Source organism: Kineosphaera limosa NBRC 100340, from assembly GCF_000298215.1.
GTDB lineage: Bacteria > Actinomycetota > Actinomycetes > Actinomycetales > Dermatophilaceae > Kineosphaera > Kineosphaera limosa.
In genome coordinates, this window is the sequence record NZ_BAHD01000013.1 from 1 (window position 1) to 19,992 (window position 19,992).

At 71.8% G+C, this 19,992-nt stretch carries 19 protein-coding genes and 1 pseudogene; 9 read left to right on the top strand and 11 right to left on the bottom strand.

Translation table 11 applies throughout. The annotated features are described in order from the left end of the window. Positions 1 to 144 precede the first annotated feature (144 nt). The 4 genes from KILIM_RS04185 to KILIM_RS04200 all read left to right on the top strand — a co-directional run bounded on the left by KILIM_RS04185 (position 145) and on the right by KILIM_RS04200 (position 4,744). A complete protein-coding gene (locus tag KILIM_RS04185; RefSeq protein WP_006591378.1) occupies positions 145 to 1,551 on the top strand; it encodes an amidase in 1,407 nt (468 codons plus the stop codon). A gap of 189 nt (positions 1,552 to 1,740) precedes the next feature. Beyond that, on the top strand, positions 1,741 to 3,231 hold the full coding sequence (gene phaZ, locus KILIM_RS04190) for a polyhydroxyalkanoate depolymerase (protein WP_006591379.1): 1,491 nt from the start codon (positions 1,741 to 1,743) through the stop codon (positions 3,229 to 3,231). Between the two features lie 203 nt (positions 3,232 to 3,434). Next, positions 3,435 to 4,070, top strand: coding sequence for an RNA polymerase sigma factor (locus KILIM_RS04195; RefSeq protein ID WP_006591380.1), 636 nt, complete (start codon positions 3,435 to 3,437; stop codon positions 4,068 to 4,070). Further along, positions 4,067 to 4,744 (top strand): methylated-DNA--[protein]-cysteine S-methyltransferase, encoded by a 678-nt coding sequence (locus tag KILIM_RS04200; protein ID WP_169330738.1) that lies wholly within the window; start codon positions 4,067 to 4,069, stop codon positions 4,742 to 4,744. The genes KILIM_RS04195 and KILIM_RS04200 overlap by 4 nt, the downstream gene beginning before the upstream one ends. A gap of 65 nt (positions 4,745 to 4,809) precedes the next feature. On the opposite strand, the gene KILIM_RS04205 is transcribed toward KILIM_RS04200, so the two are convergent. From KILIM_RS04205 to KILIM_RS23865, 4 genes are all read right to left on the bottom strand, one after another. After that, on the bottom strand, positions 4,810 to 5,643 hold the full coding sequence (locus KILIM_RS04205) for an alpha/beta hydrolase (RefSeq protein ID WP_006591382.1): 834 nt from the start codon (positions 5,641 to 5,643) through the stop codon (positions 4,810 to 4,812). Then, the gene (locus KILIM_RS04210; protein WP_006591383.1) at positions 5,643 to 7,178 is read right to left on the bottom strand and encodes a fused MFS/spermidine synthase; all 1,536 of its coding nucleotides are present in this window, start codon (positions 7,176 to 7,178) and stop codon (positions 5,643 to 5,645) included. Before KILIM_RS04210 ends, KILIM_RS04205 begins: the two co-directional genes overlap by 1 nt. Beyond that, a complete protein-coding gene (locus KILIM_RS23095; protein ID WP_006591384.1) occupies positions 7,175 to 7,660 on the bottom strand; it encodes a gamma-glutamylcyclotransferase family protein in 486 nt (161 codons plus the stop codon). The genes KILIM_RS04210 and KILIM_RS23095 overlap by 4 nt, the downstream gene beginning before the upstream one ends. A gap of 146 nt (positions 7,661 to 7,806) precedes the next feature. After that, the gene (locus tag KILIM_RS23865; RefSeq protein ID WP_006591385.1) at positions 7,807 to 8,019 is read right to left on the bottom strand and encodes a hypothetical protein; all 213 of its coding nucleotides are present in this window, start codon (positions 8,017 to 8,019) and stop codon (positions 7,807 to 7,809) included. A gap of 295 nt (positions 8,020 to 8,314) precedes the next feature. Between KILIM_RS23865 and KILIM_RS04220 the strand changes: the two genes are divergently transcribed. Then, positions 8,315 to 8,626 carry a virulence factor gene (locus KILIM_RS04220; protein WP_006591386.1) on the top strand — a complete coding sequence of 104 codons (312 nt, stop codon included), beginning with the start codon at positions 8,315 to 8,317 and terminating at the stop codon, positions 8,624 to 8,626. A gap of 56 nt (positions 8,627 to 8,682) precedes the next feature. Here KILIM_RS04220 and KILIM_RS04225 read toward each other — a convergent pair whose 3' ends face one another. The 3 genes from KILIM_RS04225 to KILIM_RS04235 all read right to left on the bottom strand — a co-directional run bounded on the left by KILIM_RS04225 (position 8,683) and on the right by KILIM_RS04235 (position 13,136). Beyond that, complete coding sequence (locus tag KILIM_RS04225) at positions 8,683 to 10,386, bottom strand: DNA polymerase (RefSeq protein WP_255247607.1); 1,704 nt, start codon at positions 10,384 to 10,386, stop codon at positions 8,683 to 8,685. Between the two features lie 41 nt (positions 10,387 to 10,427). Beyond that, positions 10,428 to 12,248, bottom strand: coding sequence for a choline/carnitine O-acyltransferase (locus KILIM_RS04230; RefSeq protein WP_006591388.1), 1,821 nt, complete (start codon positions 12,246 to 12,248; stop codon positions 10,428 to 10,430). Between the two features lie 99 nt (positions 12,249 to 12,347). Further along, entirely contained in the window at positions 12,348 to 13,136 is a 789-nt protein-coding gene (locus KILIM_RS04235) for a hypothetical protein (RefSeq protein WP_006591389.1), read from the bottom strand. Positions 13,137 to 13,383: 247 nt separating this feature from the next. Here KILIM_RS04235 and KILIM_RS04240 point away from each other — a divergent pair, with 247 nt between their 5' ends. Both KILIM_RS04240 and KILIM_RS04245 read left to right on the top strand, forming a co-directional pair. Next, positions 13,384 to 14,424 (top strand): DUF368 domain-containing protein, encoded by a 1,041-nt coding sequence (locus KILIM_RS04240; protein WP_051988630.1) that lies wholly within the window; start codon positions 13,384 to 13,386, stop codon positions 14,422 to 14,424. A 46-nt stretch (positions 14,425 to 14,470) separates the two neighbouring features. Next, a complete protein-coding gene (locus KILIM_RS04245) occupies positions 14,471 to 15,613 on the top strand; it encodes an aminotransferase class V-fold PLP-dependent enzyme (protein ID WP_006591391.1) in 1,143 nt (380 codons plus the stop codon). 149 nt (positions 15,614 to 15,762) lie between these two features. Here KILIM_RS04245 and KILIM_RS24880 read toward each other — a convergent pair whose 3' ends face one another. From KILIM_RS24880 to KILIM_RS04265, 4 genes and pseudogenes are all read right to left on the bottom strand, one after another. Continuing rightward, positions 15,763 to 16,050 carry a ferredoxin gene (locus tag KILIM_RS24880; protein WP_006591392.1) on the bottom strand — a complete coding sequence of 96 codons (288 nt, stop codon included), beginning with the start codon at positions 16,048 to 16,050 and terminating at the stop codon, positions 15,763 to 15,765. Then, the gene (locus tag KILIM_RS04255; RefSeq protein ID WP_006591393.1) at positions 16,040 to 17,227 is read right to left on the bottom strand and encodes an NADH-ubiquinone oxidoreductase-F iron-sulfur binding region domain-containing protein; all 1,188 of its coding nucleotides are present in this window, start codon (positions 17,225 to 17,227) and stop codon (positions 16,040 to 16,042) included. Before KILIM_RS04255 ends, KILIM_RS24880 begins: the two co-directional genes overlap by 11 nt. Before the next feature lie 5 nt (positions 17,228 to 17,232). After that, positions 17,233 to 17,751: pseudogene (locus KILIM_RS04260) on the bottom strand (ferric reductase-like transmembrane domain-containing protein); the annotation flags it as partial. A gap of 44 nt (positions 17,752 to 17,795) precedes the next feature. Continuing rightward, a complete protein-coding gene (locus tag KILIM_RS04265; protein ID WP_006591395.1) occupies positions 17,796 to 18,914 on the bottom strand; it encodes an FAD:protein FMN transferase in 1,119 nt (372 codons plus the stop codon). Here KILIM_RS04265 and KILIM_RS04270 point away from each other — a divergent pair. Both KILIM_RS04270 and KILIM_RS04275 read left to right on the top strand, forming a co-directional pair. Further along, positions 18,867 to 19,526 carry a hypothetical protein gene (locus KILIM_RS04270; RefSeq protein WP_006591396.1) on the top strand — a complete coding sequence of 220 codons (660 nt, stop codon included), beginning with the start codon at positions 18,867 to 18,869 and terminating at the stop codon, positions 19,524 to 19,526. The genes KILIM_RS04265 and KILIM_RS04270 overlap by 48 nt on opposite strands. Positions 19,527 to 19,647: 121 nt before the next feature. Further along, positions 19,648 to 19,992: hypothetical protein (locus KILIM_RS04275; RefSeq protein ID WP_006591397.1), on the top strand; the 345-nt coding region annotated here is incomplete at its 3' end.

Consider the following 19,992-nt stretch of genomic DNA (forward strand, 5'->3'; position numbering starts at 1 on the left):
CCTGCCGGCCTTGCGCCCTTGCCGCGAGCCCCGGCTGCGGCGGCTCGCGTCGCTGGGCGGCGGCGCGCCGGGCCGGTGGCACGATGGCGAGATGGCCTCGCCGCAGAGATGCGCGCGGGGGCCTGCCGGGAGAGAGGAGAGACGGTGGTCACCGACGCCCTCATCGATGCCACGGCGGGTGAGTTGCTGGCCGGCTATCGCGCCGGGGACTTCACGCCAACGGAGGCGCTCGAGGCGGTCCTGGACCGCATCGCGGCGCTGAACCCGCAGCTCAACGCCTTCTACGTGCTCGAACCGGAGGCGGCTGCGGCCGCTGCTGCACAGAGCTCCCGGCGGTGGGCGGCCGGCGAACCGTGCGGCCCGCTCGACGGGGTGCCGGTGACCCTCAAGGAGAACATCGCCACGGCCGGCAGCCCCACGCCCAGCGGCACCGCGGCGCTCGCCGACACCCCGCCGGCCGGCGCAGACGGGCCCAGCGCCGTCTCGATGAGCCGCGCCGGCGCCATCCGCCTCGGCAAGACCGTGATGCCCGACTACGGGATGCTCAGCTCCGGGGTCTCGAGCCTGCACGGCATCACCCGCAGCCCGTGGCACCCGGAGTGGACGGTCGGCGGCTCCAGCGGCGGTGCCTCGGCCGCGGCGACGGCGCGCTTCGGGCCCATCCACCTGGGTAGCGACATCGGCGGCTCCATCCGCCTGCCCGCCACCTGGACCGGCCTGGCCTCCCTGAAACCCACGTACGCTCTCGTCCCCGTCGACCCCCCGTACATCGGCCGGGTCATCGGGCCGCTGGCCCGCACGATCGACGACGTCCGCCGGGCGATGCAGATCATCGCCGTCCCCGATCCTCTGATGCGCGACTACACCCATATCGATCGACCCCTCGACTGGACCACACCGCCTCCGATCGACGACGTACGTGGCCTGCGCGTGGCCGTACACGTCGACGCCGGTGCCGGGCTGCCGACCGACCCGGAGGTCGCCGCTCTCGTGCTCGCGGCGGCGCAGACCTTCGAGCGGGGCGGGGCGCACGTCGAACAGATCCCCCCGTTCCTGACGCAGGACCAGCTGCACCGCCTCGACCTGTTTCTGCGCGCCCGCAGTTGGCTGGACCTCACCCGCCTCGACCCCGCGCACCGCGCGGCCGTGCTGCCCTACATCGAGGCCTGGGCCGCCGGTGCCGCTGGCTGCAACGGCTCCGACGTCATCGACGCCTACGCGGGGGTGCAGGCCATGCGCGCCGCGACGATCGCCGCCACGTATCCCTACGACGTCGTGCTCTCGCCCGTGGCGCCCGGCGCCGCCTTTCCCGCGCACTGGCACGGGCCGACCAACGACCCGGCAACCGCCCTGGAGCACATCGCCTACACCGCGCCGTTCAACTTCTCCGAGCAGCCGGCGGCTACCGTCAACGCCGGATTCACCGCCGACGGGCGACCGGTCGGCGTGCAATTGGCGGGGCGCCGGTTCGACGATGTTCGCCTCCTGTCCATCGCCGGCTGGTACGAGGCGGCCCGACCTGAGGGGGCCGTCCCCCGCTGGCCGCTCTGAGGCGACGCAGGCTCGCGATACGTCCACGATGGCGAATGATCTGGCTCACATCATGAGACTCCGGACGGTTTCTCGGTGGGGCAAAGCCCGTGCTCAGCGTGCTTGGGAAGCTGAACGCCCGCTTGGTAAGTTCGTCACAGGTTCATAAATCGCCTCATGTGGCACGTCGCCCGGGCGTAATCTCACGACATGATGAGCACACGAGGAAGTGCGTTCCGGGCTCGGGTCGCTGGTGAGACCCTCTACAACCCCTGGCTGGACCACATGCACCGCCTAGGCGCGACGTCGCTCAAGCTCATGGCCCTCAACGCCGCGATGCAGCGCGACATCGTGCACATCCACCGAGACCTCGGGCGGATCTACGGCCAGCCGAAGATCATGGAGCGCCTGCAGGAGTACACCGCGAAGATCACCGGGGCCAACGTCGCCCTGATGGAGCAGCTCTCGCGCGACTACATCAAGCCGGAGTTCGACCTGAAGTTCACGACCATCGACGACCACCTCGTGGAGGTCGTCGAAGAGGTCGCCGTCAGCAAGCCGTTCTGTCGGCTGCTGCACTTCCGGCGTCGCGACGTCAACCGCAACGATCCCAAGGTGCTGCTGGTCGCGCCGCAGTCCGGGCACTACGCCACGCTGCTGCGCCCCACGGTCGAGCGCCTGCTGCCGGAGGCCGAGGTCTACGTCACCGACTGGGCCAACGCCCGCGAGGTGCCCACGGAGGCCGGGGAGTTCACCCTCGACACGTACGCCGACTACACGCGCGAGTTCATCGAGACGCTGGGCCCCGAGGTCAACGTGCTGGCCATCTGCCAGTCCACGGTGCCGGTCGTCATGGCCTGCTCGCGCCTCGCGGAGGACAACCCCGACGCGCAGCCGCTGACGATCACGCTCATGGCGGGCCCGCTGGACCCCGGCGCCGCCCCGACCGACGTCACCAAGCTCGCCGACAAGATGCACCTGCCGACCTACCTCAGCGCGTTCACCACGGTCGCGCCGAACGGCCGGCGGGTCTACCCGGGCTACGTGCAGCTGATGTCGTTCATCGCGATGAACCCCGAGAACCACTTCTCCTCGCACCGCGACCTGTACAACTACCACGTCGCCGACGACACGCACCCGGGTCGCGAGCGCATCGAGCGCTTCTACCGGGAGTACTTCGCTGTCGCCGACCTGACGGCCGAGTTCTACGCCGACACCGTCTCGCGAGTCTTCATCAAGAAGGACCTCGCCAACGACCGGATGACCCACAACGGCAAACCGGTGAAGCCGGAGTTCATCACCTGCCCGATCATCGGCATCGAGGGCGGCATGGACGACATCTCCGCCCCGGGCCAGACTCGGGAGTTCCTCCGGAAGTTCACCGGCTCGAACGACGTGTCGTTCTACGAGCAGGACCACGCCGGGCACTACGGCGTGTTCGCCGGTGGGCACTGGCGGCGCGAGATCTCCAGTCGCGTGCTGGGCAAGATCCGGGAGGCGGCCGCCGCCAAGGGCATCGAGTACTCCTCGCCGCAGACGCCGACCGAACCGATCGAGGCCTACGACCCGCAGCGGATGTACGAGCGGGCCCCGGCCCCGCAGCCCAAGCCGCAGGATCTGGCTCCGAAGAAGCTGGTCCCCGGCGCGGGGGAGCTCACCAGTTGGTGGAAGCTCTTCATGCCCAACAAGCCGGCGGCCTGACCCACAGGTCGCGCGGCCTGACCCACAGTCCCGGACACCCTGGCGCGAACCCCCCGATCGCGTCAGGGTGTTCGTGTGTCCGCTCGCCTGCTGCCCGCCCGCCCTCGAGTCGACACGCTGCACCTCACAGCGCTGCACCTCATAGTGGCGCCCCTCCCGGCGGCGCACCTCACACCTGACGCCGCCGGGGCGACTACCCGGTGATGAACGTTCCCAGCCCCGCACCCGCCGCCCTCCGGTCGGCCGCTCTGCCGCCCTTCGAGGAGGTCGTGCAGCGGCACGGTCCGACCGTGCTGCGGGTCTGTCGCGCGGCTCTGGGGCCGGGTCCGGATGCGGATGATGCCTGGTCCGAGACGTTTCTGGCCGCTCTGCGCGCCTGGCCGGGGCTGAGCGCCGACACCGTGCTGGAGGCCTGGCTCGTGCGCGTCGCCTCCCGCAAGGCGATCGACATCCACCGGGCGCGGGCTCGCCGGGCCGAACCGCGGGACGACCTGACCGAATCGGAGAGCGCTCGGGCCGGCTCCGATCCGGCCGACGGGATGTCGATCGACGACGGCTCCATCGGCCCCGATTCGGTGTGGCTGGTCGTCGCGCAACTGCCGCCGCGGCAACGCGAGGCGATCGCCTACCACTACCTCGGCGGTCTTGGGCATCACGAGACGGCCCAACTGACCGGCAGCACCCCGGCGGCGGTCCGCCGCGCCAGCTCCGACGGACTCAAGGCCCTACGGCGCGCCCTCGGCGAGCCGCCTCCAGCGCGGAGCGTCCCGCCTGCTCCATCGACCCCGCCTGCTCCATCGGCGCGGCCGGGCAACGCGACGAAAGGGAAGCGATCATGACCGAAGGACCCCCGATGGCGCACGTCGAAGGCACCGTGAGCGCGGGTAGCGCGGAGGAGTTTCCCGTGACCGCCGATGAGTTGTCCGGACTCCGAGCCCGACTGGGTCGGCAGGCGGCGGCGGCCGGGCTGCTCGACGTGTCGTACCGGCAGGTCGACACCCCCATCGGGCCGCTGCTGCTGGCGGCCACGGAGGCCGGCCTGGTGCGGGTGGCCTTCGAGATCGAGGGCTTCGACGCGGTGCTCGGCAGCCTCGCGGAGCGGATCGGCCCCCGCGTCCTGGCCACCGACGCCCGGCTGGCCGAGACCGCCCGGCAGCTCGAGGAGTACTTCACCGGGTCACGCCGCTCTTTCGACGTGTCGCTGGACTGGCAGCTGACCAGGGGCTTTCGCGCCGAGGTGCAGCGCCTGCTGCCGCGGATCGCCTACGGGCACACCGCCAGCTACGGCGACCTGGCGCGGCTCGCCGGCAAACCGACGGCCGTCCGGGCCGTGGGTACCGCCTGCGCCACCAATCCGTTGCCGGTCGTCGTGCCGTGCCACCGGGTGCTGCGCGCCGACGGCAGCCTCGGCGGCTACCTCGGCGGCCCGCAGGCCAAGACCGCCCTGCTAGCCCTCGAACGCATCGCCCCACCACGAGCCGCCGATAGTCCTACTCTCGGTCCAGAGTCATAGTTTGAACTCTGAAGCTCGCCGCAGAGCATGACTTTCGGCGGGCGGGTGGCGCGGGCTCGCGGGTCTTAAGGGGTCGGGATCGCCGCGTCGGAGAGTGCGGCGACGGCCTGCGCCACTCGGGGCCCGAACATCGCCGGATCGTTGTGTCCGACCCCGTCCAACACGACCTCCTCGTGCAGGTTCGGTGCCAGCCGGGCGACCTCCTGGCTCATGCCGGTCGGCACGATCGCGTCGTCGGTGCCGCGGATGACGGTGACGGGCGCCGCGATGGTCGGCAGCAACTCGGCGCTCGGATACCGGTCCCGCAGCAGGGTGCGCACCGGCAGCACCGGGTAGTGCCGGGAGCCGACGTCGGCCAGCGAGGTGAACGGCGAGCGCAGCACGATTCCGGCCGGCGGGTCGGTCGTGGCCAGGCGCGTCACGACTCCGGTGCCCAGCGACTCGCCGAAGTAGATCGTGCGCTCGGGCGCGAAACCCTGCGCGCGCAGGAAGGCCGCGCCCGCCCGAGCATCGGCGGCCAGCCCGTCTTCGCTCGGCGACCCGGGATTGCCCGCATAGCCCCGGTAGTCCAGCGCCAGCACCGTGAAGCCCCGGTCGGTGAGCTGCTCGTGCAGCGGCACCCGCGCACCGCGATGGCCCCCGTTGCCCGGCGCGTACAACACCGCCACGCGCCGGTCTCCAGGGGTCGTCGGCGGCAGCAGCCACGCCGTGAGGTCGAGCCCGTCGTCGGTGTGCAGCCGCACATCGCGCCCGCCGGGGTTGTGCCCGGTGGCCGCCCCCGGATCGGAGCGGTCGGGAAAGTAGATGAGCGAGCGTTGCAGCGCCGCGATCGCACCCACGAGCACCCCCACAATCAGCACGCCGATGACCGTGAGCCGCACGAACCGCGGCAGTCGCATCAGACCCGTACCGACGCAGGATACGGAGTGAGCAGCTGATCGACCGGCGCGTAGTCGTCCGTCAACACGGGGGCGTCGCCGACCCAGTCGGTGAGCGCCTGGCCCTCCAGCACCTGCCACTGCAGGTCGTGGGCGCGCAGTCCGCTCTGCCAACCCGCGACATCCAGCGGCGAGCGAGAGGCCAGCAACACGAGGTTCCCGCCGTCGGTGCCTTGCACCGCCTCCGCGGATGCCGCCACCGCGACGTGCGGAAAGACCGTGCGCAGCGTCGCGACCTGCGCCCGCGCGAACGCCAGCGGCGGATAGTCGATGACGTTGAGGGTGTAGATGCCCTCGTCCCTCAGGGCGGCGTCGACGCCTTGAGCGGTCTGCCTTGTGGTCAGATGCCAGGGCACGCTGACCCCGCCGAAGGCGTCGCCGACGACGAGGTCCACGCTGTCGGCCGGGAGGGCGCGCAGGCCGACCCGGCCGTCCTCGATGCGCACGTCGAGGCCGATGTCGTCGGGCAGCGCCAGGTGTTGGCGGTCGATGGCGACGACGCCGGGGTCGATCTCGCTGACCGATCCGGTCGATCCGGGGCGGGTGGCGCCGACCCACCGCGGCATCGTCATCCCGCCGCCGCCGATGTAGTGCGCTGCCACCGGAGCCGGGCCGGGCGTGTGCGTGTCGATGGCCGCCGCCATGGCCTTGATGTAGGCGAAGCGCAGGTAGGAGGGGTCGGCGACGTCGACATAGGAGTGCTGCAGCCCGTCGAGCACGAGCGTGCGGCCGGTGGGGCGCTGCTGATCGGCGCGCACCAGGGCGCAGTGGTAGACGGTCTCGGCGTCGCAGCGGCTGGGGGTCAGCACGGCGGCTCCGCCGAGCACGAGTGCGGCAGCCGCACCGGCCGCGACGTGCCGGCGGGAGTGCCCCAGCAGAAACGCCACCGCGGCCGCGGCGACCAGCAGCAGCACTCCGAGGCCGACAAGGATCGCGGTGACCGAGATCCACGTGATGAGCACGAAGCCGGTGACGACCGTGCCGACGATCGCGCCGGCGGTGCCGATGCTCGAGAGCCGCCCCACGATCGTCCCCGTCTTGTTCAGCGAGGTCAGCCGCAACTTGGTGACCATCGGCGTGACGGCCGACAGCAACGCCCCGGGCACCATGATCGTCACGGCCGAGGCGAGCAGCAGGAATGCGCCGTCGGCGGTGGCCCCCGCGGCGCGCACGACGAACGGGGTGGCAGCGACCGCGGCCCCCGAGGCGGCGAGCAGCGGGGCGAGGGTGCGGCGCGGATCGACGCGGTCGGCCGCCTTGCCGCCGAGCCACGAGCCGACCGCGATGGCCGCCAACGCCAGACCGATGACCAGGGTCGACGTCTCCAGAGTCAGGCCCAGGTAGGGGGCCAGCAGCCGCAGCGCGACGATCTCGACCACCAGCACCGCGGCGCTGGAACCGAACACCAGGGCGGCCGCCGCCCAGTCCCCGACCGTCGCGGAGACCGGCCGATCCGCGGCCGAGTCGGGTGCCTGTGGCGCCGGGTCGCCGGTCACCCTCCTGCCGTTCCCTGGGCCTGCGCGGGCGTCTGGCCGCTCGCGTCCGTCGCGTCGGCGTCCGTCGCGTCGGTGTCGTTCGCGTCGGTGTCGGTCGCGTCGGGGGCGGCCGCCAACGCGTAGATCATGGCGGTGAGCCCGCCGTCGGTCTCGGAGCTGACCTCGGCGCTGGCGTCCCCGCCTGGGCCCGTCGTGACCTGGACCGGCACCCGTCGGTAGCCGGGGCCTTCGAAGGTGTCGAGGCGCTCCCAGTGGTCGGGTAGGTCCGGCGAGTCGAAGACCTGGACGGGCACCGCCGGACCGTGCGGATCGAGCACGATGCCGGGGTAGCCCAGCGCGGCACCCCAGCCGTCCGGATACAGGTGCCCGCGGACCGATCCAGGAGTCCACGAGCCGGCCATGCCCGCCAGGTGATGCTCATTCGGCCCGCCCGGGGCCAAGGTGCCGTAGACAGCGAGACGCTGTGCGGCGGAATCGGACACGGGGAGCCTCCCAGGGTGCGCAGTTGCCTCCGAGCGTAGGCGTTTGGCCCGACCAGGCAGCACACCGGCACCCTGATCGGCCCGACTCAGTGCGAGTCAGCCCGGCTCAACACGCCCGAGCGCCACTGCGCACGAGCCAGCGCCACTCAGCGCACCGGGTGCTCGACGAGGCGGATCGTGGCGATGTCGTCGGCGGGTCGTCCGTCGGCGAGCCGGATGACGAAATGGTCGCCGGGAATGTCGAGCACGAGCCGCCCGTCCGGGGTCGCGCGTAACCCGCTGGTCAGCCGCGCTCCGCAGGTGAACTCCACCGCCACCCGCTCACCCGCCGACAACCCCGCAACCTGGGGAACGCCCATCTCGACCCTCCGATCGCCCGTCGATAACGACCTCTTCGACCGCCGGCGGCCCAACCTGGGCTCAATCAGGGCCAGTCAGAGCGCTGGGAGGGCCCCGGGGGCGCCAGGAGGGCGCCAGGAGGGCGCCAGGAGGGCGCCAGGAGGGCGCCAGGAGGGCGCCAGAACGGAGACCGCCCAAAGATAGTGTTCGCTTTTACACGGTCAGCCCTGCAAAAGCGAACACTGTCTTGCCCGGCGTGCCCGCCGTGGCCCCGTGCCTGCTTTGCGGACGGCGGCGGCGTGCGACGATGCCGCCATGGCGCAGTACCAGATCATGGCCTGGCGGGACCTGCCGTCGATGGTGACCGTCCGCGACGACGAGGCGGCCGATGCGGTCGTCAAGGTGTCGCTGCCGGCCCGCTTTCAGGAGGCGATCGACGAGGCCGCGATGCGCTTGGGCGCCAGCGGCAGCGACGACTACCTGATGGGCTGGGACCGCGGCCCCTGGACCCCGGCAGAGGGCGAAGCCCAGCAGGTAGCCGACGCCGTAGCGGCGGACCTGGAGTCCCGTTGGGACGACGAGGCACTGGCCGCCTATCTGGACGCGATCGGCCCCCCGAGCGCTTAGCCCCGCCCACCCCTTCCGCCGAAAGTCCCACTACCGGCTGAGCTCTGCCCGGCCGGTCAGCCTTTGGCGTCGGACCAGCGGTGGACGACGCTGATGTCGGCGACGAACCGCACGGGCGCCCCGGCACTCCAGCGCCGGGCGGCGTCGATGAGCGCGGTGTGCACCGCCTGCGCGACCTCGTCGGCGTGCTCGCGAGGCGTGTGCACGAGCAGTTCGTCGTGCAGGCACAACACGATCTGCGCATCGAACTCCCGGATCGTCGCGCGGACGGTCGCCGCCCAGGCTTTGAACAACTCGGCCGCCGCGCCCTGGATGATCGCGTTGCGCGCGAACCGGCCGCGCGCGGCATCCAGACGCGGATCGGCACCGATCGGGGCGCCGGTGACGAAGGAGCCGGTGGGAATGAGGCGGCCACCGTAGGTGCGCAGCGGCTCGCCCCGGACTCCGGCCGAGTAGGCGCGATCGAGGTGGGCCATCGCGATCGGGTAGGCGCGTTCGAGACCCCGCAGCGCCTGCCCGGCGGCGCCGCTGCGCTGCCCGTACATCGCGGCGAGCACGGCAACCTTGGCGATCGGTCGCTCGACCCGAAGCCGCTGGGCAACCGGCGCATACAGGTCGTCGTCCCGGCTGGCCTGCGCAACGGCCGCATCGCCGGAGACGACCGCGAGCACCCGTGGCTCGATCTGCCCGAGGTCGGCACGCACCAGCACGTGGCCCTCGTGGGCGGCGACCCCGGGACGCAGCACCGCCGGGAGGTTGTGCAGCCCCGACTCGGCGGTCATGCGGCCGCCGGCACCGTCGCAGGCGGTCCACGTGCCGCGGAGGCGGTCGTCGGCGCCGATGTGCTCGTCCATCCAGCGCAGTCCGTAGGTCGTGGCGATCCGCTCCTCCTTGCGCCACGCGAGCAACGCGGCAACGACCGGGTGCACGTCGCGGAACGCCTCGAGCACGTGCTTTCGGGTGCTCGGCACGTCGATGCCCACGGCCTGCAGCAGCTCGCGCACTTGCTGGGGATTGCGCAGGTCGGTGTGCTCGCGGCCGGGCACGTGCCGCAGCACCGCCTCGTCCCGAGGCCCCCGGGGACCCGACAGCGGACCGACGATGGCGACGAGCGCGGGCCGGTCGACCGGCAGCCCGTCGTGGCGCAACTCCTCGCAGAGCGCGGCGGCGGCGGACTCGGCGTGGATCGTGGCGACCAGCCGGGGCCAGGTGTGTTCAGCGCGCGCTCGTTGTGCGCGCGCGCAGGTCAGGGCCGCGTCGGCCCAGGCGAGCAGGCGTTCGTCGTCCGTGGGCCAGGTGCCCGCGACCGCGTCCGGGCGCAGGTGTCCGTCGGCGCGCACGAGGGCGTCGCCGTCGGAGCTGGTCGCGTCGGCCGCTTCGAAGAGGTCCCCGGTCGGGGCCTTGGGAACGTCATCGACGTTCAGCCCGTGCGCGTGGGCCCAGGCCCGCCCCGGCCCGGCGTGCCAGCCGCCGAGCAGCAGCCGATGCGCCTCCGCGACGTCCCAGGCGCGCGACACCCGCACCCCCGCATGCACGAGCGGCCGCGCGGCCTCCTGGGCCGACCACCAGGTCCACCGCGGCCGATCGGCCTCCAGGCCGCTGGCGACCGCTGGAAAGTCGGCGAGGTCGACAACTCTGCGCACTCCCGCGCCGAGCAGGGCGACCCGAGGCACGGGCGACTCACCCCACCCGACCGGCGCCCCTGGCCCGAGGACGGCCGCGAGCAGATCGTCGCCGCCGTCCCGGTCACCTCGCTGCACCTGAGCAGCGTAGGGCGCAGGTCCGACAGCCCGCGCAGCGGTTAAAGGGTGGTCAGGAGGGTGCGGACGGCGTGGGCGCCGGCGTGCAGGTTGGCGACGAACTCGGCGAAGTGCTCGGTGTGCTCGTCGCGGCTGAGCAGGAATTGGTAGCCGCCGGGCACGAGGGAGTAGTAGATACCGATGCCGCCGCGGCTCGTGGGCGCGAAGGCCGTGCGGACGACCTGGCGCTGCCCGCCGAGCGACGTGGTCGACAAGAAGTCCGTGGTCAGCGCGGTGTAGGCCGGGTCGGTGAACAGCTCCGGAGTGAGCTCGAGCCGCTGCGCGGCCAGCCGCAGGCCCAACAGGTGCCGGTCGATGCCGTGCCCGGTCTTGCAGGCGCGCACCCAGTCCTTGTGTGCTACCAGCGCCGCCTGCACCTGCTCGCCCGTCGCCGCCCCGTCGAGCAGCGCCCGCACCAACGCGGCGGCGGCCGCGTTGTTGGGGCGCAGACACTCGGTGCGACCGGCCTGCATGTGCCGCATGTCCACGGACTCGTACGTGCTGCGCAGCCGCCCGTACGTCGCCAGTTGCGCGTACAGGAAGATCCACTGCTGCACGGCGTCGTCGCTGACCGGGTACGGCAGGTGCCCGGTTTCGGGTGCGTCGACGGTCACCACCTGGAGGCGCAGCCCGCGCGCCCGCGCAGCCACGACCTGCGCCTCGCGGTCGAGTCGCGCACGCAGCTGCGGGCTTTCGCGCCAGCTCAGCACTGCCACCGGCGGCGGATCCGCCGCGTCGCCCGAGCCCGGCCGGTCCGCCGTGGCCTCGTCGGGCTGGTCGGGCTCGTCGGGGAGCTGCTGGGCGAGGTCGACGACGTTCTTGAGGGTGCCGCCGTCCGGGCTGGTGTGCTCCATGTGCGCGACGACCAGCCCGCGGTCCAGGCCCAGTTGGTAGGTCAGCGGCTTGTACGCCCAGGCGTTCGCGCCGCCGAACGCCAATCGCTGCAGCCACGACACCTCGGCATCGGCCTCGTCCGTGCCGCCGCCGTCCGTGATTCCGTCGTCTGTGGCGTGGGGATCCGTGACGCGGCCCAGGGCGACGACGAACACGGCGTCGGTGAGTCGGGCGTAGAGCGCGGCATTCGCCGCGTCGTCGAGCAGTTCGGCCAGCAGCGGGGCGGCCACCTCGCTCCCCAGACCGGAGAGGGTGGTGAACCCGGCCGGCGCCCCCTGCGCCTGGTCGACCGCTTGCGCCAGTAGCTGCCGCAGGGTCGCCTCGGGCAGCACCCGGCCGGTCGCGTCGCTGATGGGCACGGCGACGTAGCGGTCGTCGATCAGCACGCCGATCTCGCGGGAATCCGCGCCGGACCGGCCCGGGCGGATCTCGTCGAGGCCGGGCAGGGGGTGGCGCAGCCCGCCGGCGAGCACCGCCCGCTGTTGCTCGCAGACCGGCTCCCCACGCGGGGTGGTCTCGGGTGGCAGCTGGCCGCGCAGATAGCCCAGGTGCACGCGCGCCAGCCGGTGCACCACCTCGGCGGCCCACTCGAGCCCAGGTTCGCTCGGCCCATCGAGCTCGGACTGGGCGCGTGCAGGTTCGCCGGCCGGGAGCCGGATCTGCAGCGTCGCGCTGGTGGACAATGGCAGCGGGTCACGCACGCGTAGGTAGGAGTCCAGCCAGGCCGCCGACAGCCAACTGCGCCCGGCGGCGTTCTCCACCTCGGCGAACCGGCGTAATTCGGCCTGAGCGGCGGGGCCGGCCCCGTCGGCGAACCGGGCCACCGCCTCCCGCGTGGCGTCCAGCTCGTCGGCGGCAAGCAGCGGCGACACGGCCTGCAGGTAGCGATCCAGCGTCTGCGCCAACTCCGGCACCGGCAGCTGCTGCACGGTCGATCCCTTCCGGTCGCCGCTGCCGTCTCCGAGCCCTTCGGGGTCGTCGGCGTCCCAGGTCAGCCTGCCAGCCGGAGTCCCTTAGCAGGGGCAGATTCAGGCCTGTCGGGCCTTGTGGCCGAGTGGGTCGTCACCGTACTCCGGGATGTCCTCGTCGAAGAGGTTCGTGACGAGTTGGGGTCGCATGCCGAATTGCCGGCTGATGTCGGAGGCGAATTCATAGAGAAAGCCGTGCACCTCCCGCGGTTCGCTGTCCGTCCGGAAGGTCAGCGTGCGCCGCACGGGGGTGAATCGGTCGACGCCGGAGCGGACCGGGCCCAGGCGCGCGCTGTCCTCGTCGATCGCGAAGTACGTCAGCTCGCGGCCTGGCCCGTCGTAGGAGACCCCGGCCTGCAGGGCGATCGGCCCGTAGTAGCCGAGTTCGATCGCGGCCCCGATGGCCAGCACCGTGGTGTCCGCCGCGACCGACTCCAGATCACCGAGCACGACGGCGCCGGGGTGCTGCGAGCCGTCGGCGAGGATGTCGCTGCGGGTCAGACCGACCGCGACGATGCCGGCGATGCCGGCGATGCCGAAGCCGATCTTGAGCTCGAGGTTCGGAAAGTCGACGCCGCGCAGGGTGATGATCCGGTGGTCGGGGTTGAGTTCCTGCTCGAATCCCTTGGACAGAAAGTCGATCGGTCCGCTCGGGAACTGCGTCGTCGCCGTCGCGATATCGATGACCCGCTGGACGGCCTCGGCGCTGAACTCCGAGTCCAGCGGGTGGTTGAGCATGTGGGCCACGCCCACCAGCCACGGCCGCCGCTCGGTATCGAGGAGCGCTGCCGCGGACTCGGCGGCGATGGAGAGCAGGTCGTCGTCGCCCGCGTTTTGCTCGGCACTCATGACGGCACCGTTTCCTTCCCACTTGACCGATTCCTGATCGACGCGAAACACCCTGTCGCGAGCTCAAATCAGGCGCGAATTCTGGCTATTCGCTAGGACGTTCGCCCAGGACGCGTCTTGGACGAGCATCGGCGGATGACGCTTGTGAAGGGGCCACCGGCGTCACCAAAACAACACAAAAGGACTGACAACCACATGTTCACAGATTGCGCGCAGGATCACTGGGTACCCTGATCCGGTGCCAGACATGTCCAACACGTCGACACGCGCGCAGTCCGAAGATCACGAGCAGAAGTCGATGTCAGTGAACCAGCAGACCCCAGCCACCGCAATGACCGACCCGACGCCGCCGCGCGGCTGGGGGGTGGCCCTACCGCAACTCGCTCGCGGCGCCGTCATGGGCGCCGCCGACATCGTGCCCGGCATCTCCGGTGGCACCGTCGCCCTCGTCCTGGGCATCTACCGCCAGCTCATCGAGGCGATCCACCTGTCCGTCGCGGTGGTTCTGCGGATCCTGAAGGCCGACCTGCGCGGCGCCGGCGCGGCCCTGAAGCGGGTGCCCTGGATCTGGCTCGGCGCCCTCGGCGTCGGCATCCTGTCGATGGTGTTCATCGCCTCCGGGCCGCTGAGCCGGGCGCTGGCGACCTACCCGGTCGAGCTCGCCGGGCTGTTCCTCGGTCTCATCGCCGGGGCCATCGTGCTGTGCTGGCGTCAGCTGGAGTGGCCCGCGGCAACTCACTACGTCGCTGCGGCAATCTGGGCGGTCGCCACGTTCGTTCTGCTCGGCCTGAGCCCCGCCTCGACCGCAGCCGGCGCGACCCCGCCGTGGTGGGCCTTCTTCGTCGGCGGCGCGATCGCCATCTGCGCGATGATCCTGCCGGGCATCTCCGGCTCGTTCCTGCTCGTGCTCATGGGTCTGTACGCGCCGGTCATCGGGGCCGTCGCGCAGCGCGACCTGCTGACGATCGCCATCTTCGCTCTCGGCTGCGCCACCGGCATCGCGCTGGCCTCCAGCGCGCTGCGATGGCTGCTGAGCAACCACCACGACCTGGTCATCGCCTCGATGGTGGGTCTGATGCTCGGCGCCAACCGCATCCTGTGGCCGTGGCCGGGTGGCCTGGAGAGCACCGCCCTCGAGCTGCCCGGCGCCGACAACTGGTTGCTGCCCACGGTGTTGGCCGTCCTCGGTTTCGTCATCGTGTTGGGGTTGGAGGCCATCGGCTCGCGACTGAGCGGCAAGACCGCGCAGGCGGGCCCGCAGGACAAGGCCACAACCGAGTCGGCCTGAGTCGGCCAGAACGGCCTGGGCCGTCGCCGGTGGCTACCGTGGGTGCATGGACCTGCCCGAACTGCCAGAGCTGCCACGTGCTGACATCGACCCCGACGGCCTGCTGGAGTACTCGGTCGTCTTCACCGACCGCTCGCTGAACCACATGTCGGCCCGGTTCACGGGCGTCATGACCGAACTCATCGACATTCTGCGCAGCACCTATGCCGCGGAGGCGGTGGCGGTCGTGCCCGGCGGCGGCACCTACGCCATGGAGGCCGTCGCCCGGCAGCTGGCGACCGGCAAGCGCTGCCTCGTCGTGCGTAACGGGTTCTTCTCCTACCGGTGGAGCCAGATCTTCGACGCCGGCGCGATCACGGACACGGTCACGGTGTGCAGGGCGCACCCGATCGCCGACGGAGCGGCCGGCTGGGAGCCGATGGGCGTCGAGGAGGTCGTTGCCACCATTCGCGCCGAACGACCGGAGGTCGTGTTCGCGGCCCACGTCGAAACGGCCTCGGGCATCCTGCTGCCCGACGACTACGTGCGTGCCGTCGCGGCGGCGACCCACGAGGTGGGCGGGCTGTTCGTGCTCGACTGCATCGCCTCCGGGGCGGCGTGGGTCGACATGGCCGACCTGGGTGTCGACGTGCTGATCAGCGCACCCCAGAAGGGGTGGAGCGGATCGCCGTGCGCCGGCTTCGTCATGCTGCGCGGCGACGCGTTGGCGGCGGTCGAGGCGTCGACCTCGACGTCGTTCGCCGTCGACACCAAGAAGTGGCTCGGCATCACGATGGGCTACCTCGACGGGGTCACCGGCTACCACGCGACGATGCCGACGGACGCGCTCGCACACGACGTCGCGGTCATGCGCGAGACCCGCGACCGCGGCCTGGAGGCGGTGCGCGCGGCCCAGTTCGACCTCGGCGGCAAGGTGCGCGCGCTGCTCGCCGAACGCGGCTTCGTCTCCGTCGCGGCGCCGGGCTACGAGGCTCCGGGCGTCGTCGTGGTGCACACCGACGACCCGGACCTGAAGAACACCTCGAAGTTCAAGGCCGTCGGGATCCAGGCCGCGGGCGGCGTGCCGCTGATGTGCGGTGAGCCGGAGGACTTCTCGACGTTCCGCCTCGGCCTGTTCGGCCTCGACAAGCTCGCGGATGTCGACGGCACCGTCGAGCGGCTCGCCCAGGGGCTCGACCGGCTGCGGTAGGCGCGCGCTCTGCGCGGACGTAGCGACTTCTCGACGCACCCGGGATGGCGGCTCCTGGGAGCCAACGCGCTGACCTGCAGCGATGCAGTGGGCTATTCCGGGCGGGCCGCGCGGGTACGTCGAGAAGTCGCTACGTTGTCGGCGCGGGATCAGCCGCGCAGGTAGAGGGCGCGGGCCGGGCAGAACGTCACGGCCTGGCGTCCCTGCTTTGCATCGACGACGTCGGAGTCCACGATCGGGTAGCCCCACTCGTCGAGGCGCACCTGGCCCGGCAGGGTCTGCGCGCAGACTCCGTGGCCGGAGCACAGCACGCGGTCGACGCCCAGGCGCGCGGTGCCGGCGGTCTTTGTGTCGACGGGCTTGGTGTCAGTGGTCTTGGTGTGCGCGTGCTGGGCGCCGGCAGGTTTGGCGCCGGCGGGCCTCGTGTCAGTGGACATTCGTGAGACTCCTCGTGGGGCAGCGGCCTGTGGCGTGCGCCTGCAGGTGCGGGGTGAGGGTGTGCAGGGCCGATCCGGCGAGGCGCGCGACCCCGTCGGGGTGGCGGCAGGCGCCGCGCCCTTCGACCAGTCCGAGGCTGCTGCGCAGGCGGTCGATCCCGCTCGTCAGGGCCTGGCCGTTGCGGCACTGCGCGAGGGCGGTCCACTGGGCGGCCAGCGAGGGCAGGCCGAACATGCACGGCCCGCACTGCCCGGCGGATTCGCCCGCCCCGTAGGTGAGCAGCTCGGCGACGACGTCGACCGGGCACCGCTCGGGCGGTAGGGCCTCGATGACGCCGGGTCCGGGGGTGCCGCCGAAGGGAGCCAGCCCCGGGGTGCTCCAGGTCGCCGACTCCGCCTCCGCCCGGGTGAGCAACACCCCGCCGAGGCCGCCGACCAGCACGTACTCCACTTCGGGGAGCAGCCCGCCGGCCGCCTCGAAGACGGCTGTGAACGGTACGCCGGCCGCCGTCTCCCAGACGCCGGGGCTGGCCACCGCACCGCGCACGGCGAGCAGCCGCGGACCCGGTTCGGTGGCGGTGCCCTGCGCGGTGAACCACGCGACGCCCCGCTCGTGCAGTTGCGCGATCCGCCACACTGTCTCCGCGTTGAGCACGAGGGTCGGGGAGATCCGGCGCCCGTGACTGTCGCGGCCACCGTAGACGAACGGGGCCCGCTTGGTCAGCGGTCGCGCGTCCCCTTGGTGCCACAACGAGACGAGGGCGCTCTCCTCCGAGGAGACGTAGCGATGCGGCGTCTCGAGCACGTCGACCCCGGCCGCCCGCAGCCGGTCGGCGGTCGCCGAGCCGCGGTGGGCTGCGAAGACGACGGGCGGGTGCGGTCTGCGACCCCGCGCGGGCGGCAGGACCAGGTCGACCCCGGCGAGCAGCTGGGGCAGGTGATGCGTGACGACCCAGCCGTCCTTGACGGCCCCCAGTTCGCCGTCGCAACAGTTGACGATGAGGGCGGCGTCGTTCTCCCACGCCGCGCGGACCTTGACGGCGGCCGGGAAGGCCGCCCCGCCGCGACCGGTGAGCCCGGCGTCGGTGAGGGTGTCGAGCAGGGTGGGGTTGCCGGTCGTCGGCACGGTCCGCGCGGCGGACGTGCGGTCGGTCTTTCGGAAGGTCGTGGTGCTCATGATGCTCAGGCCCATTCCTGTGCGGCGACGGCGCGGCGCTGCGCGCGGTCTGCGGGGGTGGTGAGGAGGCGCCAGGTGGCCGCTGCGAGCCCGACGGCACCGCAGACGATGGTCGCGGCGCGTAGCAGCGGCTGGTTGGCGGTGCTCATGGCGAAGCCGTGCACGACGGCGACGGGCCACATCGCATAGGCGAACCAGTGCACGAACCGCCACGTGCGCTCGGCGATGCGGTGCCGCAGCAGGCTTGTGACGATGAGCGCGAGCAGCAGGTCGACAGCGATCGTGCCGAGCCCGACCCAGAGGGTTTCGTAGCCGGACGTGAACGGCACGACCGTCGCCAGCCAGCCGATGTCGACGTATCCGTCGGCGATCGCGGTGACGATGTGCGCGACGAGAAACACCGACATCCCTAACGAGAGCCACCGGTGCACCGCCATGACGGTCGTCGCGCCGCTGCCTTGCGGGCTGCGGCGGCCGGCGACGAGGGTGCCGAGCGCGAGGACGATCGTCAGCAGCGCGAGGCTGACGACGCCGGTCGCGCGTGAGACTTACCAGAGGAGTTCGCCGCTCATGAGCGTGCCGCCTGCCGGGTCGTTTGGTCGGGCGCGGCTTTGGCGGGTGCGGCCTTGTCGGGCATGGTCTTGTCGGGTGCGGTCTTGTCGGGCGCGGTCGGATCGGGCGAGTCGGCTTCCGGCGCGGGCCAGCCGGGGGTCGTGACGATGCCGCCGTCGAGCCGGTCGAGCCGGGCGGGAATGCCGTGAGCGCTCAGCCACGCGGGCGCGGCCTCGCCCAGGACGATCGCGGCGGTCGAGGCGATGTTCGCCTCCAGGGCGTTAGCGGCCACGCAGCTGACCTGCGCCCAGACCGTCGGGGCGGGGCGGCCGGTGCGGGGGTCGACGATGTGGTGCGCCGCTCCGCCGGTCGTCGCCCACGTGCGCAGTTGCGTCGAGGAGGTGGCGAGCGCCTGCCCGCGCAGCTCGACGACCTGGCCGACGGCGCCGTCCGCGGTCTGCACGCCGACCCGCCACCCGCAGGCGGGCAGGTCGCCGCTGGTGGCGATGTCGCCGCCGAGATTGACGAGGAATCCCCCGGGGAGGCGGGCGGCGAGTTCGCGGGCGATGAGGTCGGCGGCGTGGGCCTTGGCGGTGGCGCCGAGGTCGATGACGGTTCCACGTGGAACGGTGACGCGTCGAGTCGCCTCGTCCAGCTCGATCCGGTCCCACCCGGGGATCGCCGCCGGTCCCGTTGCTCCCGGTCCCGTTGCACCCAGGTTCGCGACGCGGCTTCCGAGCGCGCCATTGGCTGACCTGCTCGACGCCCCCACAGTGGCGGGCCAGGGCGCCGACCGCGACCGCACGACCTCCAGATCGGCGTCGTAGCCGTTGGCGATGACGGCCGCGCCGACCGTCGCGTCGACGATGCCCCCGCTGAGCACGAAGGCGCGCCGAGCCGCGAGCAATTGGTCCAACAGCAACGGACTGACCTGCACACTCGCTTCGCGCTCGGCTGCGAGTGCAGCGAGCCGACTCAGCTCCGAATCGGCGCGGAACCGGGAGGCGGCGAGGTCGAGCTCGGCCAGGCGCTCCCGGGCGATGCGGGTCGCCTCGGTCAGGGTGTGCGGGCTGAGGGCAAGGATGTTGTGGCGCGTGCCGATGGCGCGGAACTCGGCCTCAGCGAGCGCGCTCATCAGGATCCCCGCGTCGAGGAGTACGCCGCGCCGCTGCTGCCCGAGACGCCGCCCACTGCGCCGAACGACTGCTCGGAGTCGCTGGTCGTGCTGCTGGAGGAGCCGGTGGAGCTGGAGGAGCCGGTGCTCGAGTCGCTGGTGCCGCTGGAGCTGTCGTTGGAGGAGCCGGTCGCGCCCGTGCTGGTGGTGCCGCCTGAGGAGGCCGTGGCACCGGTGTCGCTGGAGCCCACACCGGTCGAGCCGGCACTGGTGGAGCCCGTGCTGGTCGAGCCCGTGCTGGTGGACGCAGCGACGGTGGTGTTGCTGGCGCTGTTCTCCAAGCCGAGCGCGATGCCACCGGTGGCGACTCCCGCGGCAAGCAGGAGCCCTGCCGTGAGCGTGCGTGCTCGGGAGAGGGCGGGAATGCGGGCCATGGTGTTCCTCGTCGTCGCAGGGTGTGCTGTCTCGGTCGAGATTCCGCCTGCCGTCTATGGGTTTCCTGTGGCCCGGCCATGGCCGACCTACGGCCTGCTGCGGCCGATGGCCGTGCCTTGGTTCTGCCGGTCCCAGCCACACCCGGCTTGGAGCGTGTGTGACGCACATCACACTGTCGGTAGCTTCAAGCGGGCCTGAGATCACCTGGGGCCCAGGCGAATTCAGATGGCCTAAAGGTCTCGTGAATTTCCTTGCCTGACAGTCTGATTCGACCGTTAGTTCAAATGTAGTACAAATCTTTGTTCGATAGAATGTGGGCATGAACCTCACCGCAGCGGACCTCGTGACCTGGCTTGATGCCGGGTCCGTGACCCTGCTGGAGCACGCCGGGGGCTTGACTCGCCTGGGGAGCGATGACCTGGCCGGGCTGGCCGCCGGGGCCGCGAAGCTCGTGAATGCGGCGAAGGCGTTTCAGGCGGCTGTGGTGATGGAAGCGCGGGAGCGGGGGGTGATCGCGGCCTCGGACAACTCGAAGACGGCTGCGTGGGTCGAGCAGTCCTGTCGAGATGCCGGGGTTCCCTTGGCGCCGGCGCAGGCGCGCGGGCTCGATGAGGTCTCCCGGACCTGCTCGACCCCGGATGTCGCGAGGCTCAAGGACGCGGTC